The sequence below is a fragment of the Longimicrobium sp. genome, assembly GCF_035474595.1.
GTDB lineage: Bacteria > Gemmatimonadota > Gemmatimonadetes > Longimicrobiales > Longimicrobiaceae > Longimicrobium.
Genome location: NZ_DATIND010000061.1, coordinates 1 through 15376 on the forward strand (window position 1 = coordinate 1; position 15376 = coordinate 15376).

Here is a 15376-nt window from a genome sequence, read left to right on the forward strand (position 1 = left end):
ACCGCGCTGCGCGCGACCACGGCGGATGAAAGGAGATTGGTCGTGAGCGCTGATGCCACAGAATGAGCGGATCAGCCTCGCGCAGTTTGCGAGGCTTCCCGTAGTTGTTGCTGCGACTTCAGTCGCCGGTGGGGGCCAGGCCGCGAACTTTCTATTCAGGCCGGCCACACCGTAGTTGCCCCGCACGAGCGGTTGCAGGCCGAAGGATCTATGAGCGAGGTCGCACGCGCTCTGCCGGATTCCACGATCGATCCCCGAATCTGGTATCAGGTTCGGACGCGGGAAAAGGCAGGCGCAGCTCCGCGACTGACGTGCGGGACGGGTTATGGATCCTTCGGCCTGCGAGCTCTGGCGCAGACGGAGGTTACCGCGTGGCCGGCCTCAGGATGACGTCTCGGGTTCGATGGAATCTGGAGAGGGCGGAGTTCGGACAAACGATCACGGAGGTGGGATGAGCACCACCGGCACGAACGCCATTCCCGCACCGGCGCTGGCGCACGGCGACTCGTTCGCGGCAGAGCAGACGGCGCAGGACGCGAAGGCGTCGCGGCGCACGCGGCGCTTCCGCATCTGGCGCGGCGACGCGCAGGGCGGCGGCTTCCAGGAGTACGAGACCGAGGTGGTGGAGGGGATGGTGGTGCTCGACGCCGTGCACCGCATCCAGGCCGAGTCGGCCGGCGACCTGGCCGTGCGCTGGAACTGCAAGGCGGGGAAGTGCGGCTCGTGCAGCGCCGAGATCAACGGCAAGCCGCGGCTGATGTGCATGACGCGGCTGAACCAGCTTCCCGACGACGCGCCCGTCACCCTCACGCCCATGAAGGCGTTCCCGGTGATCCGCGACCTGGTGACCGACGTGTCGTGGAACTACGAGGTGCACAAGACCATCCCCCCGTTCCAGCCGCGCCCGCCCGACGCGCCCGACGGCACCTGGCGGATGCAGCAGCACGAGGTGGACCGGCCGCAGGAGTTCCGCAAGTGCATCGAGTGCTTCCTGTGCCAGGACGTGTGCCACGTGCTGCGCTCGCACGGCAAGCACGACCGCTTCATGGGCCCGGCGTTCCTGACCCGCGCGGCGGTGTACGAGATGCACCCGCTCGACACGGCCGAGCGCACGCGCTATCTCAAGGACCAGGGCGGCATCGGCTACTGCAACATCACCAAGTGCTGCACCGACGTCTGCCCCGAGGGGATCCGCATCACCGACAACGCGATCATCCCGCTCAAGGAGCGGGTGGTGGACCGGCACTACGACCCGGTGAAGAAGCTCGTTCAACTGGTGTTCGGGAGGAGGAACGGATGATCCGAGTGGTGCACCTGTTCGACGTGAAGCGCGGGGTGGACGAGCAGAGCTTCATCGAGTGGCTCGACGCCAAGCTGGACGTGGCCGCGCGCCAGTTCGGCTGCAGCGAGCGCCGCAGCTGGAAGCTGCTGGACGGCTTCACCGGCAGCTACCTGATGCCGCACGAGGTGCGGGGCCGCCCCCGCTTCGTGAACGAGGCCTACTGGACCGACCTGGAGGGCCCGCAGAAGTTCCGCGAGTGGCTGGTGAAGACGGTGGAGGGGCGCGAGATCCACGACCGCTGGTTCACCTCCATCGAGAACCACACCGTGCTCCGCTACGTGGAGGGCTGGGCCCGCCACGGGATGGACGAGTAGCGGGCGATCCCGATCGTCCCGGACCGGGGACCGCGCGAGGCGCGGTCCCCGCGTCGTTCCGGGGGGAAACACCGCGGGTTCGATCCGCGGAGGTGAAAGCACCTCCCGCTTTTCATCGCAACGGGTTAGATTGATTTCCCCTCTCGCGGGACCGCATGCTCGCGGCCCGCACGCAGCCCCCGCCAGCAGTGCCCAGGAGGTCCCATGCGCATTCCCGTCGTCCTCGCGCTCGCGGTGCCGGTGCTCGCGGTTACCGGCGGCCTCGGCGCCTACAAGTACATGCGCCCGGCAGCGGGACAGGTGCGCACCTACTACATCGCCGCCGACGAGGTGTCGTACGCGCCGGCGGGGGGCGCGGCGCAGGCCGGGTACCGCACGGCCGTGTACCAGGAGTACACCGACGCCTCGTTCACCCGCGTGAAGCCGCGGCCGGTGGAGTGGAAGCACCTGGCCTTCCTGGGCCCGCTGATCCGCGCCGACGTGGGCGACACCATCCGCGTGGTGTTCCGCAACCGCGTGGGCTTCCCCGCCAACGTGCACCCCGACGCGGTGCTGCACCACGCGGAGATGGACGCGGCGCTCTCCGCCACGCCTTCGTCGGACGCGGCGGGGCTGGGCGTGGACGGCGACGACGCGCCGGTGGCGCCGGGCGAGACGCGCGTCTACAACTGGCCCGTGCCGTCGCAGGTGGGGCCGGGGGCGGACGACCACGGCTCGGTGCTCTGGCTCTACCACTCGCGCACCGGGCAGGAGACGGGCGGCGACGCGGGGCTCATCGGCCCGATGCTCATCTACAAGCGCGGCGCGCTGCACTGACCGGCATCAGCCGGCGGGAGATGGAGAAGCGCCCGGCCACGCACGCCGGGCGCTTCGTCGTCCATCTCCATCCCCCGGCGGGACAAGGAGCCGGCACGCCGGGGACTGGCGCGATTCGCCAGGTTTTGTAATCTTTTGCCATCCAACATCTTGCCACGCCCCGCATGTTCGCGCGTCTCCATTCGAGCACCGGCCGCGACTTCCTCCCTCGGCACCCCGGGGACGCGCCTCCATCCGTCCATCTCCATCTCCCGATGATCCCGTGAAGTTCAAGCTCTGTTCGCTCCTCCTCGCCCTCGTGCTCTCTACCGCCGGCGCGCTGCACGCGCAGAAGCCGGAGACGGAGCAGCGGCTCACCTTTCCCGGCATCGCCTGGGGCGAGCCGTACGCGCGCACCGCGTCGGTGCTGCAGGGGATGGGGTTCGCGCCCGCGGGCTCGCGCGGCGCCTCGGCGCGGGCGTTCGCCAACGCGCGCGGCGACTCGCTGTACGCGGGCTTCGACGACGGCGGCGGACTGGAGGCGATGACCTTCGCCGCGCACCTGCAGGCGTCGGAGATCCGCGGGGCGTTCGACGCGCGCGCGCAGCAGCTGCGCGAGGCGCTGGGCGAGCCCGACAGCGCCAGCGCGCGCCTGACGTACTGGAGCTTCCCCTCGGGCGACCAGCTGTTCCTGGCGCGCGAGGGCGGCCGGCTGGTGGAGTTCTACTTCAGCGCCGAGGCGCGGGCGAAGGTGGGGGAGATGCTCGCGGCGTCGGAGAGCGAGGGCGACGAGGTCGGGAGCGACGACGCCGATGCGTGGTACGCCGCGCGGATCCTGAACTCGCGGTGGGAGGCGCTGGCCGTGGGCACGGAGATGGGCGTGGCTTTCGATCCCGCCACCGCGTCGCGCCTTTCCGACGGCACGCTGGACGTGTGGACGCGGTGGGACCACGCCGAGTATGCCGAGAACGACGACGGCAGCCGGTACTCCTACACCATCGAGCACCAGCGCATCGACTGCAGCGGCGGGCGGATGATGACGCTGCAGCTGGTGGAGTACGACGGCACCCGCGTGGTGAAGTCGCTCACCCCGCCGCAGGCGCGCTGGGAGCCGACCGTCCCCGAGACGATGGGCGAGCAGGTGATCCAGGCGATCTGCTCCGCCGCGTCGGGGCGGCGGGACTGACGCCGGATCTGGCGATCACCTGTGCATTCCGAACGCACGAAGGGACGTCATCCTGAGGCCGGCCACGCCGTCGTTGGCTCCGCACCAAGCGGTTGCAGGCCGAAGGATCTATCGGCGAGGTCGCACGTGCGCCGCCGGGTTGCACGATGGATCCCCGAATTCCGTATGACGATGGCGATGATGCGCGATCCGGAAGACGGCTGCGGCGTGGAATCGGAAGCTCACGTGCTGGACCGGCGATAGATCCTTCGGCCTGCAAGCGCCTGTGTGAAACGGATTACGTCGTGGCCGGCCTCAGGATGACGTCCGTACGCGATTGATCGATTGGTTCAACCGCGAGGCTGGTCATGGAGATCAGGAGGCTCTTCGTCTACGGCTCGCTGCGGCAGGGCGAGGAGAACGAGATGGCGCGCCTTCTCCACGCCCGCTCGCGCTACCTGGGCGCGGGAACGATCCGCGCGCGGCTCTACGCCATCTCGTGGTACGCGGGCGCCGTGGCCAGCGCCGACGCGGGCGACGTGGTGCGCGGCGACCTGTTCGAGCTCGACGCCGGCTCCGCGGGCGAGGTGATGGCCGCGCTCGACGCGTACGAGGGGAGCGACTTCCGGCTCTCTCCCGTCGACGTCGAGATGCCGGGCGAAACTCCGCTGCGGGCGCACGCGTATCTGTACGCCGCGAGCGCGGAGGGGCTGCCGTGGATCCGCCACGGAGACTGGCCGCGCTCGGGTTCGGCGGCGGGCGAAGCGGGGAACGGACGGGGCGCGACCGGACTGGCGCACCCGGCGGAACCCGGATAACTTCTTACTCCATCGGCGGTTCGCCGATGGTCCCACCGCTGTCCCCTCCACCGCGAGGAAAACCCCCGATGTCCAACCTGATGACCCGACGAAGCTTTGCCGTGCTGGGCGCGGGCGCGCTTCTGGCCGCGCTGGCCGTGCCCGCCGACGCGCAGATCGGCGGCCTGGGCCGCGCCGCGGGCCGCCTTGCCGGCCGCGCCAACCTCGACGCCGTGCTGCGCGGTGACGCGCCCATCACCACCAGCCTGCCCGACGCGCGCTGGGCGGTGGACTCGCTCGACAACTTCACCCCGCGCGAGTCCAAGCGCTCGCTGATGCAGCTGCAGCGCACCCCCAACGGCGGGTTCGTGCTGCAGCCGGGGTACTACGAGTTCCACGACCAGAGCTACTGCCTGCACGCGGGCACGCACGGCCCCGGCGGCGGCGACGGCTACCTCTACGCGCCGCCCAAGGGCCCGGCCGAGGACGCGGTGATGACCATCGTGCGCAACTCGGTGAACCGCCCCAACATCCCGCAGCACGACGTGCAGGTGCTGCTGTGGGCCATCATCGCGCGCAGCAAGTTCGAGGACCTGGACACCAACCTCAAGCAGACGGCCTCGCAGCTGCTCACGCCGCGCCAGCTGGCCGCGCTGAACCGCACCGCGCTGGACCTGGTTCCCGGCCCGGCGCTGGACGCGGCCACCAACCGCATGCCGCCGCTGCTCCGGCAGGTGTTCCAGGCCGAGGCGCAGCTGCGCCAGCTGGTCACCCAGCCCGGCACCTCGTACCAGCAGCTGGAGCGCGTGGCGGTGCTGGCCGGAATGGCGCCCATGGGCGAGGGGAGCCGCGCGGTTCCGTCGGGGCGCTGGAGCCTGCACCCGGACGGCTACTACATCCGCTACCTGCCGTACAGCTACACCAACACGCTGGTGCAGATCTGGGTGCCGCAGGGAAGCCCGGCGGTGGGCAAGGAGTACGACCCGGCCACGCACATCGCGGTGCCCGGCAACACGGCCCGCCAGCGCCTGATCCAGTCCGGCCGCCCGTACCAGGACCACTGAGCGAGTCGTCGGCTGTGTGACGGAAAGCGCCGGTCCCGAGCTTCGGGGCCGGCGCTTCTTCATGTCGGACATCGTAAGAACAACGACGAATCGGGTTTGGGCGTGTTTGGCGCCGAGGCGCCAAAACGGGCTGCGCACGCCGTAGGCAACGATACTACCGTTGCCAACGGCGCCGGGCCCCCGGCGGATTCGCCGCGTCCGCGGCCCCGTCTCGCATCTCCCACATCCCCGCGGCCGCCCCGCCGGGTTCCCGGCCCTCCGGGCGCGCATCCCTCACGCGGTGGTCCGGAGGGCGAGAAGGGCGGCTCACACCCGAGCCGAACGCACTTCCGCACTCACGCACTCCCGCACTTCTTTTCTCAGGACGTAACAGCCGCGGCGCGCTCGTCCACCAGCATGCTGCGGAGCTGGTCGCGCAGCTCGGGGGTGTCCTGGTGGCCGTGCTCCTCCACGGCGTGGCGCAGGGCCACGCGCATCACCTCGTCCTCGCTCCCCGAGATCGTCAGCGTGCACCCGCTGTCGCTGGGGAACATCCTGCAGTCGGCCATCTTCCTCGCGTCGCCCATCGTACCCTCCCAGGTGTCTCGGTCCGGCAGCACCAGCCCGTCGTCACTCCCCCGGCGGCGGCAGGGGGGAAGATGCGCGCTTCGTCTCCCCCGCGAAAGCAAACTTTTGAGCCGCCACAACTTGCGGAAGTGCGTGAGTGCGTGGCTGTTCGCGCGAGAGGCGGCTCCACACCGAGGCTGAACGCACTTCCGCACTCACGCACTTCCGCACTTCTTCTTGCCCCTCGCCCGCGGCGGTTCGCGCGGCGAAATCCGCGCTTCGCCACGGCAGGCTTGGCGATCGGGCGCGGGCGCATCATCATTCCTGTGGATCCCCCTGCCCCACCCGAGCGCCGCCGCGATGAAGACCCTGTCCGCCGCCGCACTTCTCTCCATCGCCACCCTCGCGGGCGCCCGCGCCGCGCGCGCGCAGGACGACGCGCTTCCGCGCGGGACCGTGGTCGAGCGGGTGCAGTCCGCGTCGGACACGTCGCGGCACTACGCGCTGTATCTCCCGTCGCGGTGGAATTCGGGCGAGCAGTGGCCGCTGCTGGTGCTGATCGACCCCGGCGGGCGCGCGCTGGTGCCCGTCGAGCGCTTCCGCGCCGCCGCCGAGCGCCGGGGCTGGATCCTGATGAGCGGCTACGAGGTCGGCAACGGCGACGCCGCCGCCATGGCGCGCAACGACGTGACTGTCGACGCCATTCTGGCCGACGCGCAGCAGCGGCTGTCGCTGGACCCGCGGCGGCTGTACTTCGGCGGGTTCTCGGGGATGGCCCGGTACGCGTGGCTGGTGGCGCGCACGCTGGACTCCAACGTGGCCGGCGTCATCGGCGCCGGGGCCGGGTTCCCGCAGACGCCGGTGCTGTGGATGGCCAGCCTGCGCGGCGCGCACCCGTTCGCCTTCTTCGCCACCACGGGGAGCACCGACTTCAACCTGGACGAGGTGACGGCGGTCGACTCGGCGCTGGACGCCACGCCCTTCCCGCACCGGCTGGCGCGCTTCTCGGGCGGGCACCAGTGGCCGCCCGAGGATGTGGCCGCGCAGGCGCTGGACTGGCTGCAGCTGCAGGCCATCCAGGGGGGCGCCGCGCCGCGCGACACCGCCTTCGTGGACTCGCTCTTCCGCGCCGGCCTCGCGCGCGCCGAGGCCGCCGACGCTGCGGGGCGCAAGGGCGAGGCGCTGCGCGAATACCGCGCGCTCCTGGCCGACTTCCAGGGGCTGCACGACGTGGCGGCCGTGCAGGCGCGCATGGCCGCGCTGGCGAGCGACCCGGCGGTGGCGCGCGAGCGGGCGCGGCACCGGGCGCTGGCGCAGCAGTACCAGCAGTATCGCGACGCTCTCCCCTCGCTCCGCGCCGTGCTGGGCAGCGACCCGGCGACGGTGCCTTCGCGCGCGGCGGCGTCGCTGCGCATCGCCGAGTTGCGGCGGCAGGAGCAGGACAGCACGGCCGACCGCGATGCGTCGCACACCGCCACGCGCATGCTGAACATCGCCATGATCGAGGTGAGCGACCAGGCGGGCGCCTTCATCCAGGCGCAGCGCTGGGCCTCGGCCGTCGCCGCGCTCCGCGTCGCGCGCCAGCTCCGCCCGGAGAACGCCTTCGTCTGCTACCCGCTGGCCCGCGCGCTGGCGCAGGCGCACGACGCGCCCGGCGCGCTCGAGGCGCTCGCCTGCGCGGTCGAGGGCAAGGCGGTGCGCCGCACCACGCTGGAGGGCGACCGCCTGCTCGACCCCATCCGCACCGACCCGCGCTTCGCCGACCTGGTCTCCCGCGCCGTTGCCAGCTGAGGGGCATCCGCGCAGCGGAGCCGGTCGCCGCACCGCACAGCCTCGCTCACCGGGAATGGAATTCCCGGGCAACAACAGCACAAAGTCCCTTCGGGACTGCGGCATCGGCATCCACTCGCCTGGGATCCTCCGGAGCGAACCGGAGCCGGTCGCCGCACGAACAGCCTCGCGCAGTTTGCGAGGCTTCCCGTGGTTGTTGCTGCGGCTTCGGCCGCCGGTGAGGGGGGCTGGCCCGCGTCGGCGGCCGGATCCCGATCCAAAAACGAAAGCCGCGGAGGAGCGATGTTGCTCCTCCGCGGCGTGCGTTTCCGCGCGCGAACCGGTCAGCGGATGCCGAGTGCGGTGCGGTGGATGCGGCTTTCCAGCGTGCCGGTGGTCGAGCAGGGGACCATGCCGTTGCTGTTGCCGCTGGTGCGGTCCACCGCCACGCCCTGCACCGTCGTCTCCACCGTGTTGCCGCCGCCGGGGTTGGGACGCACCGTGGAGATGACGGCGAGGTAGATCTGCTCGCGGTCCGCGCGCACCGAGGTCATGGTCTCGCCGCAGTTCACGAAGCGGCTCAGCGGCTCGCCGTTCAGGTTGTAGCGCACGGCCATGCGCGGGTTGCCCACGCGGTGCGCGTCCGGGTCCACCAGCGTGGGCGGCACGTGCAGGATGGTGTACGCCGCCGCCAGCGCGCGCATGGTCGAGTCGGTGCTCATCGTGGTCTGCGCGGCCACGCCGGTGGCGGTCAGCGTTGCCATGTCGGTGCCGCCCTCGGGCATGGCGATGCCGCGCTGCGTGTTGGTGAAGACCGTGCGGGTCGTGGCCGGCTCCGGGGTGCCGCCCGACGCGCAGGCGGCGGCTACGGCGGCAAGGGCCAGTGCGGCGAGCGGGAGCGTGCGCTTCATGGGATCGCGGAGGTGGCGTGGGGGATCGGATGAGATGAATCGCGCGGGAGATTTCACGCTCAATCTTGCACGATGCGCCGCGCGGCGAAAGCCGGACGTCGCCCGCGCGCTCCGCATCACCCCCCGACGGACGAGAGGCCGGCTCCCCGCGCGGGAAGCCGGCCTCTCGTCGTCGAAGGCGCCCTGGCTGCTCCAGTCCACCGCACCCGTCCCGTCGTCACTCCGCAGCAGCCAGGGCAGGGGGCGAATGTATCTCCCCTGCCCCACCCCGGCCACCCTGCGGCGGGTGTTCGGGGGACGCTATTTCTCCGCCTTCTCCTCCTTCTTCGCCGGCTCGTACAGCCGCAGCGTAGCCTTCAGCCGCGCGCCGAAGCGGTACAGGTCGTCGATGCGGTCGATGGCCACACGCTCCTCCTGCCGGTCGCCGGCGTCGAAGAAGCCCACGTACTTCTGCGCGGTGTTGAAGTGCAGGCGGCAGAGCGGCTTGCGGTTGTTGTCGTCCAGCAGGATGCCGAAGTAGCTCTTCACGTCGCGCGGGGTGATGCGAGCCGGGTCCACCTCCTCGCGCAGGATGGCCTTCACGATGAAGTAGGCTTCGCGCTCGTCGTCCGTCGTCACCACCTCCGCCTCCTTCGCGGGCGCCTCGGCGGGCGCGGGGGCGGCGGCTTCCTGCGCGGCGGCCTCGGCCGGGTCGCGCTCCAGCGCGGACTTCAGGCGGTCGCTGATCTGGTCGTTCACGAACTGGCGCACGGCCTTCTGCACGATGGGCTTGAACTGGTCGCGCACCGCCTGCGTCACCCGTCCCGTATACACCGCGCCGATGAAGAAGCGCACCCAGTCGTCCGACGGCGCGGCGAGCTGCTCGGCCATCACCCGCTTGATCTCGCGCGCGTACTTCAGCTCCCCCGCCGTCTCCACGATGGCCGCCTGGTCGAAGTGCGGCTTGGTCATCTTCTTCAGTTCGCTCACCACCGCTTCCTGGATGTCGAACAGGTTGAACTCCAAAAACGGCTTGGTGTCCATCTTGTTCGGCTCCTCCAGGTCGCTGAAGAAGCGGTAGATGACGCCGTTGGTGAGCACGCCCACGCGCGCCTGCGTGACGGTGAAGTAGCGGAAGAGCTGCGTGGGCGTCACGCGGTCCAGGTTGGTGCCGACCGACTTGCACTCGAACAGCATCACCACCTGCCCGTCCTTCAGCACCGCGTAGTCCACCTTCTCGCCCTTCTTGATGCCGACGTCGCAGTTCAGCTCGGGCGTGACCTCGGCCGGGTCGAACACGTTGTAGCCCAGCGCGTTGATGAACGGCATCACGATGGCGTTCTTGGTCGCTTCCTCGGTGAGAAGCATGTTCACCTGCTTGGAGACGCGCGTGGCCAGCGCCTGGAGCATGTCGATGAAGTCCATGGAGATTCGGGGGATGGGGAAGGGTGGAGCGGAGGGCGTCGATCGGGACAATGAAGAGAATACTGCCTCGGGCCGCTCTTCGCACCCGTTCGACGGACCTGACGACGGATGTTCTCGTACTGGGCAGATCTCACGCGGAGGCGCTTGGCGTGCACCTCCGCGTCTCCGCGTCTCCGCGTGAGATCCAGCGATGCCTGGGAAGCGAGCGGGAACATCGTGGAACGAAAGGGGATCTCATCTCCCGCCGATGGCCGATCCTGATCTCCATTCCCACCCGCGCTACTTGTGCGCGCGCGGGCGGAGCCGCAGGATTCCGGATCTGCCCGATCCACCCGCGGCGCATCCGATTCGCCGCGCATCGTACGACCCGCACCCCGGGGCTCCCTTGGACCGACGCTCGTTCTTCCGGCAGGGCGCGCAGGCCGCGCTCGCACTCGGCATCCTTCCGCAGCTGGACCGCGGCGGCCTGCTGGCGCAGGCCATCGGCGCGCAGAGCGCGTTCGGACGGCTGCGCGACCGCTACTTCGTGAAGGTGCTCGATCTCAACCCCGTTACCGCGACGTATCTCGGCGGCGACGCGTACTCGCCCGAGCTGCGCGACATCAACACCCGCTACCGCGACTGGACGCGGGCCGCGCTGCAGCGCGAGCTCGCCTTCTACCGCGAGATCAAGGCGGCGCGCGACGCCATCGCCCCGTCGACGCTCACGGCCGAGGAGCGCATCGACTGGGAGGTGCTGGGCGCGCAGCTGGACTTCATCCTCCACCAGGTGGGCGACCAGCGCTACTACGAGCGCTCGGTGGACACCTACGTGGCCGAGCCCTTCCGCGGCGTGGACTGGCAGATCCAGCAGATGACCGACGCCGGCAACGGGCTGCTGGGGACCGAGGATGAGTGGGAGATGGTGGCGAAGCGCGTCGCCAGCATCCCCGCGTACCTGGACGCCGCGCGCGCGAACCTGCTGGCGGGGAAGCAGCGCGGCAACCTGCCCGACTGGCGGATGGTGGAGCGCGACGGGATCGCCGGCAGCCGCTCGAACGCCGACTACTTCCGCACCACGCTGGGCGAGCAGGCGCAAAAGTTCATCGGCAGCCGCGGCTTCGGCGGGGCCATGCTGGCGCGCATCGGGCAGGCGTCGGCCGCCGCGGCCCAGGCGTGGACGCGCTTCGCGGAGTTCCTGCAGCAGACCTACGGAACCGACCGCACCGACCGCTTCGCCGTGGGCACGCAGGAGTACGAGTGGCGGCTGCGCAACAACCTGCGCGAGACGCGCACGGCGGCGCAGCTGTACGACTACGGCCAGCAGCAGGTGGAGGTCTACCAGAACCGCATCTACGAGGTGGCGCAGGCCATCTCCCGGCAGAACAACCTGGGGCTGCCGTTCGGCACGCGCGACGAGAAGAACGCCAGCGTGCGCGCGGTGATGGAGTCGCTGGGAAAGGACGCGCCGCGGAGCGACGAGGAGCTGCTGCAGTGGTACGTGGACGCCGGCCGCCGCGCCGTCACGTACGGCCGCGAGCGCCAGCTCTTCGACATCCCCGCCGACTACCGGCTGGACGTGTACCCCACGCCCCCGGTGCTGCGCAGCACCATCGACGCGGCGTACTACTCGGCGCCGCCGTTCAAGAAGACCGGCGTGGGGCGGTTCTATCTCACCCCCACGGGGAACGATCCGGCCGCGCTGCGCGAGAACAACCGCTCCTCCGTGGCCGACACGGCCATCCACGAGGGGTTCCCGGGGCACGACTGGCACTTCAAGTACATGACGCAGCACGCGAACGAGATCTCCAACATCCGCTGGCTGACGCCGGGCGCGGTGGAGGACAGCAGCTCGATGTGGGAGGACTCGATGGCGGCGGAAGGGTGGGCGCTGTACGCCGAGGAGCTGATGAGCGAGGCCACGGCGGACCGTCCGTACGGCTTCTACACGCCGGGCGAGTACATGTACGAGCTGCAGGGCCAGCTCCTGCGCGCCGTGCGCATCGTGGTGGACGTGGGGCTTCACACCGGGCGCATGACCTTCGACCAGGCGGTGGACTACTTCAACGCCAACGTGAACTTCTTCCCCGGCGCGCGCGCGAAGGCGGCGAGCGACCCGGCGGCGAAGGCGGTGGCCGAGGGCGCGCAGCGGGCCATCTACCGTTACAGCAAGTGGCCCACGCAGGCCATCACCTACAACCTGGGGAAGACGGCCATCCAGTCGCTCCGCGACGCGTACCGGCAGGCGAAGGGCAGCGCCTACACCGCCAAGGACTTCCACGAGCGGCTGATGCGGATGGGCACCATCCCCGCCACGTACTTCCGCGAGTACTTCCTGGCCACGGCGAACACACGCTGACGGTAAGGGACGGAAGATGGAAATCGGCCGGAGCGCGAACGTGCTCCGGCCGGTTCTTCTGCGTCTCCCCGGCATCGCGGGATCTCACGCGGAGACGCGGAGACGCGGAGGTGTTCGTCCTGCTCCTCCGCGTCTCGGCGGCTCCGCGTGAGGTCAAGGATGGTGGAGGATTCACGGCGAACGTAGCTTGGGCGGAAGTCAATCGATTCTCCGCGTGCTCTTCATCTCCATTCCGCCCCCTTCTCCCCATGTTCAATCCCATCCGGCTCCTGCTGTCTCTCGCCGTGTGCGCGAGCGCCGCCGCGGCCACCTCGCCGCCGCCTGCGCTGCTGTATGCGGGGATTCCCTGGCGCGTTCCGGCGGACAGCGCGCGGGCGCGGCTGGAGGCGCAGGGGTTCACGTACGGACGCGAGGACCGGTTCCACGACCTGTACTTCCATCGCGGCGACGGCACGCTGCTGAAGGCGGAGATGCAGGACGGGCGGCTGGTGGGGATCGTGGTCGCGGACATGGCGCGGCGCGCGGCGGTGGACCCGCGCTTCGCCGCGCTGGTGGACTCGTTCACGGCGGCGCACGGAAAGCCGGACTCCGTCACCGCGACGTACGCGCACTGGGAGGCGGGGCTGTCGGAGCTGGTGATGTACGTCTCGTTCGACGGCGCCGTGCGGCACGTGGAGCTCGACTGGATGGGACCGGGCGAGCTGGACGAGATGGACCGCCGCTACCAGACGGTGCGCGATTCCAGCGACCTGTCGCTCCCCGCGCTGCCGGCGGGCTACACCATCGTGCGCCACACCGGCCTCGCGCGCACGTCGGTCGACACGGCCAGGCTGGCGCGGCGCGCGGGCGGGGTGCTGCACGGCCGCTTCCGCATCGAGTACGTGCGGCCGGTGGGGCCGGACTCGGCCTCGTTCGACTCGGCCGAGTACGAGATGGACTTCGACTGCGCGCAGGGGCGCACGCGCCTGGCCGCGCGCAGCATGCGCCTGCACGGCGCCGTCCGCCACGCCGACACCTACAACGGGCTTCCATGGGAGACGCCGCGCCCGGACGGCCACTACGCCCGCGGGCTGAAGGCCGCCTGCGCCGCGGCGTCGGTGCTCCGCCCGGCCCGCTGATCGCCGTCCGTCGAGGGTCCGCGGGAGCGAAATCCCGCGGCTCCCTTGCGAAAACGGCGCGGCGCCGCATGCTTGTCTCCATCCTGCCCGTCCATCTCCCATCTCCATCCCCATCTCCCGACCCTTGAGGACACGCATGCCCGATCGCGACGACGGAGGGTTCCTGCCGCACTGGAAGCTGAAGGAGGAAGGCGTCATCGGCCCCGAGGAGCGATTGCCTTGGGGGCAGACGATGGTGATCGGCATCCAGCACGTGTTCGCCATGTTCGGCGCGACGGTGCTGGTGCCCATCCTGATGGGCTTCGACCCCAACACCGCCATCTTCTTCTCCGGCATCGGCACGCTGATCTTCTTCCTGGTGGTGGGCGGGCGGGTGCCGAGCTACCTGGGCTCCAGCTTCGCGTTCGTCTCGGTGGTGCTGGTGTCTACCGGGTACCGGCCGCCGGGGCCCAACCCCAACATCGGCGTGGCGCTGGGCGGGATCATCGCGGCGGGGGCGGTCTACGCGGTGATCGGGGTAATCGTGATGTTCGCCGGCTACCGCTGGGTGGAGCGGCTGATGCCGCCGGTGGTGACCGGCGCCGTGGTCGCGGTGATCGGGCTGAACCTGGCGCCGGTGGCCATCCGCGACGTGGGCGGCAGCCCGTTCGCCACCGCCATCGGCCTGGCGACGGCGCTGGCCGCGGCCGCGGTGGCCGTGTACGCGCCGGGGATGCTGCGGCGCCTGCCCATCCTGCTGGGCGGCGTGATCGGCTACGCCCTCTACGCGCTGCTGGCCAACTGGATGGGGATGGGAAAGGCGATCGACTTCACCGCGCTCGCCGCCGCGCCGTGGATCGGGCTGCCGCACTTCTCCGCCCCGGTGTTCCGCAAGGACGTGATGACGCTGTTCGCGCCCGTCGCCGTGATCCTCGTGGCGGAGAACCTGGGGCACGTGAAGGCGGTGGGCGCCATGACCGGGCGCAGCCTGGACCGCTGGCTGGGCCGCGCCTTCCTGGGCGACGCGGTGGCGTGCATGGTGGCGGCCACGGGCGGCGGCACCGGGGTGACGACCTACGCCGAGAACATCGGGGTGATGGCGGTGACGCGGATCTACTCGACGCTGATCTTCGTGGTGGCGTCGGTGGTGGCCATCGCGATGGGGTTCAGCCCCAAGTTCGGCGCGCTGATCGGCACCATCCCGGTCCCCGTCCTCGGCGGGCTGTCGATTGTGCTGTTCGGGCTGATCGCGGCCACGGGCGGGCGGATCTGGGTGCAGAACCGGGTGGACTTCTCCGACAGCCGCAACCTGGTGGTCGCGGCGGTGACGCTGACGCTGGGCGCGGGGAACCTGGAGCTGAAGCTGGGCGACTTCTCCATCGGCGGCATCGGCACCGCCACGTTCGGCGCCATCATCCTCTACCAGCTGCTGGGCGGCGGCCGCCCGCGCAGCGACCCGGCCTCCGCCGACGGCGCGGTCTCTCTTCCTCCCGAATCAAATCCCGAGGCGGCGATCAGCCACTGAGCGAGAGCTCACCTCTCGCTCACCGGCGGCTGAAGCCGCAGCAACAACCACGGGAAGCCTCGCAAACCGCGCGAGGCTGTCCGGCTCGGCGACCGGCTCCGGCTCGCTCCGGGCATCCGGAGCAAATGGATGCCAGGCCACAGTCCCGGAGGGACTTTGTGCTGTTGTTGCCCGGGAATTCCATTCCCGGCGAGCAAGGCTGTCCGGCTCGGCGACCGGCTCCGGCTCGCTCCGGGCATCCAGAGCGAGTGGATGCCGAGGCCACAGTCCCGCAGGGACTTTGTGCTGTTGTTGGCCGGGAATTCCAT

The 15376-nt window shown here is 70.5% G+C and carries 13 protein-coding genes; 10 read left to right on the forward strand and 3 right to left on the reverse strand.

Features of this window, described 5'->3' with window-relative positions; all coding sequences use genetic code 11:
* The first annotated feature begins 451 nt into the window (after nucleotides 1-451).
* From VLK66_RS10555 to VLK66_RS10580, 6 genes are all read left to right on the forward strand, one after another.
* Nucleotides 452-1300: a succinate dehydrogenase/fumarate reductase iron-sulfur subunit gene (locus VLK66_RS10555; protein WP_325309371.1), complete on the forward strand. Its 849-nt coding sequence runs from the start codon at nucleotides 452-454 to the stop codon at nucleotides 1298-1300.
* A complete protein-coding gene (locus VLK66_RS10560; RefSeq protein ID WP_325309372.1) occupies nucleotides 1297-1656 on the forward strand; it encodes a hypothetical protein in 360 nt (119 codons plus the stop codon). The genes VLK66_RS10555 and VLK66_RS10560 overlap by 4 nt, the downstream gene beginning before the upstream one ends.
* 204 nt (nucleotides 1657-1860) lie before the next feature.
* Nucleotides 1861-2472: a multicopper oxidase domain-containing protein gene (locus VLK66_RS10565; RefSeq protein WP_325309373.1), complete on the forward strand. Its 612-nt coding sequence runs from the start codon at nucleotides 1861-1863 to the stop codon at nucleotides 2470-2472.
* 262 nt (nucleotides 2473-2734) lie between these two features.
* A complete protein-coding gene (locus tag VLK66_RS10570) occupies nucleotides 2735-3637 on the forward strand; it encodes a surface-adhesin E family protein (RefSeq protein ID WP_325309374.1) in 903 nt (300 codons plus the stop codon).
* Between the two features lie 347 nt (nucleotides 3638-3984).
* Entirely contained in the window at nucleotides 3985-4434 is a 450-nt protein-coding gene (locus VLK66_RS10575) for a gamma-glutamylcyclotransferase family protein (protein WP_325309375.1), read from the forward strand.
* An 80-nt stretch (nucleotides 4435-4514) separates the two neighbouring features.
* Nucleotides 4515-5477 (forward strand): hypothetical protein, encoded by a 963-nt coding sequence (locus VLK66_RS10580; RefSeq protein ID WP_325309376.1) that lies wholly within the window; start codon nucleotides 4515-4517, stop codon nucleotides 5475-5477.
* A 359-nt stretch (nucleotides 5478-5836) separates the two neighbouring features.
* On the opposite strand, the gene VLK66_RS10585 is transcribed toward VLK66_RS10580, so the two are convergent.
* Nucleotides 5837-6043 carry a DUF1059 domain-containing protein gene (locus tag VLK66_RS10585; protein WP_325309377.1) on the reverse strand — a complete coding sequence of 69 codons (207 nt, stop codon included), beginning with the start codon at nucleotides 6041-6043 and terminating at the stop codon, nucleotides 5837-5839.
* A 340-nt stretch (nucleotides 6044-6383) separates the two neighbouring features.
* Between VLK66_RS10585 and VLK66_RS10590 the strand changes: the two genes are divergently transcribed.
* Complete coding sequence (locus tag VLK66_RS10590; RefSeq protein WP_325309378.1) at nucleotides 6384-7814, forward strand: hypothetical protein; 1431 nt, start codon at nucleotides 6384-6386, stop codon at nucleotides 7812-7814.
* A gap of 323 nt (nucleotides 7815-8137) precedes the next feature.
* On the opposite strand, the gene VLK66_RS10595 is transcribed toward VLK66_RS10590, so the two are convergent.
* Together VLK66_RS10595 and VLK66_RS10600 are read right to left on the reverse strand one after the other, a co-directional pair.
* Nucleotides 8138-8704, reverse strand: coding sequence for a hypothetical protein (locus tag VLK66_RS10595; RefSeq protein ID WP_325309379.1), 567 nt, complete (start codon nucleotides 8702-8704; stop codon nucleotides 8138-8140).
* A 300-nt stretch (nucleotides 8705-9004) separates the two neighbouring features.
* Nucleotides 9005-10108 carry a type I restriction endonuclease gene (locus VLK66_RS10600; protein WP_325309380.1) on the reverse strand — a complete coding sequence of 368 codons (1104 nt, stop codon included), beginning with the start codon at nucleotides 10106-10108 and terminating at the stop codon, nucleotides 9005-9007.
* A gap of 385 nt (nucleotides 10109-10493) precedes the next feature.
* Between VLK66_RS10600 and VLK66_RS10605 the strand changes: the two genes are divergently transcribed.
* The 3 genes from VLK66_RS10605 to VLK66_RS10615 all read left to right on the forward strand — a co-directional run bounded on the left by VLK66_RS10605 (nucleotide 10494) and on the right by VLK66_RS10615 (nucleotide 15068).
* Nucleotides 10494-12446 (forward strand): DUF885 domain-containing protein, encoded by a 1953-nt coding sequence (locus VLK66_RS10605; RefSeq protein WP_325309381.1) that lies wholly within the window; start codon nucleotides 10494-10496, stop codon nucleotides 12444-12446.
* A 248-nt stretch (nucleotides 12447-12694) separates the two neighbouring features.
* On the forward strand, nucleotides 12695-13564 hold the full coding sequence (locus tag VLK66_RS10610; RefSeq protein ID WP_325309382.1) for a hypothetical protein: 870 nt from the start codon (nucleotides 12695-12697) through the stop codon (nucleotides 13562-13564).
* Between the two features lie 136 nt (nucleotides 13565-13700).
* Complete coding sequence (locus tag VLK66_RS10615; protein WP_325309383.1) at nucleotides 13701-15068, forward strand: solute carrier family 23 protein; 1368 nt, start codon at nucleotides 13701-13703, stop codon at nucleotides 15066-15068.
* Nucleotides 15069-15376: the final 308 nt, after the last annotated feature.

Coding starts and splice junctions, on each gene's coding strand:
- VLK66_RS10615 (WP_325309383.1), top strand. CDS start 13,701: ATGCCCGATCGCGACGACGGAGGGTTCCTGCCGCACTGGAAGCTGAAG.
- VLK66_RS10565 (WP_325309373.1), top strand. CDS start 1,861: ATGCGCATTCCCGTCGTCCTCGCGCTCGCGGTGCCGGTGCTCGCGGTT.
- VLK66_RS10575 (WP_325309375.1), top strand. CDS start 3,985: ATGGAGATCAGGAGGCTCTTCGTCTACGGCTCGCTGCGGCAGGGCGAG.
- VLK66_RS10560 (WP_325309372.1), top strand. CDS start 1,297: ATGATCCGAGTGGTGCACCTGTTCGACGTGAAGCGCGGGGTGGACGAG.
- VLK66_RS10555 (WP_325309371.1), top strand. CDS start 452: ATGAGCACCACCGGCACGAACGCCATTCCCGCACCGGCGCTGGCGCAC.
- VLK66_RS10585 (WP_325309377.1), bottom strand. CDS start 6,043: ATGGGCGACGCGAGGAAGATGGCCGACTGCAGGATGTTCCCCAGCGAC.
- VLK66_RS10610 (WP_325309382.1), top strand. CDS start 12,695: ATGTTCAATCCCATCCGGCTCCTGCTGTCTCTCGCCGTGTGCGCGAGC.
- VLK66_RS10595 (WP_325309379.1), bottom strand. CDS start 8,704: ATGAAGCGCACGCTCCCGCTCGCCGCACTGGCCCTTGCCGCCGTAGCC.
- VLK66_RS10580 (WP_325309376.1), top strand. CDS start 4,515: ATGACCCGACGAAGCTTTGCCGTGCTGGGCGCGGGCGCGCTTCTGGCC.
- VLK66_RS10590 (WP_325309378.1), top strand. CDS start 6,384: ATGAAGACCCTGTCCGCCGCCGCACTTCTCTCCATCGCCACCCTCGCG.
- VLK66_RS10600 (WP_325309380.1), bottom strand. CDS start 10,108: ATGGACTTCATCGACATGCTCCAGGCGCTGGCCACGCGCGTCTCCAAG.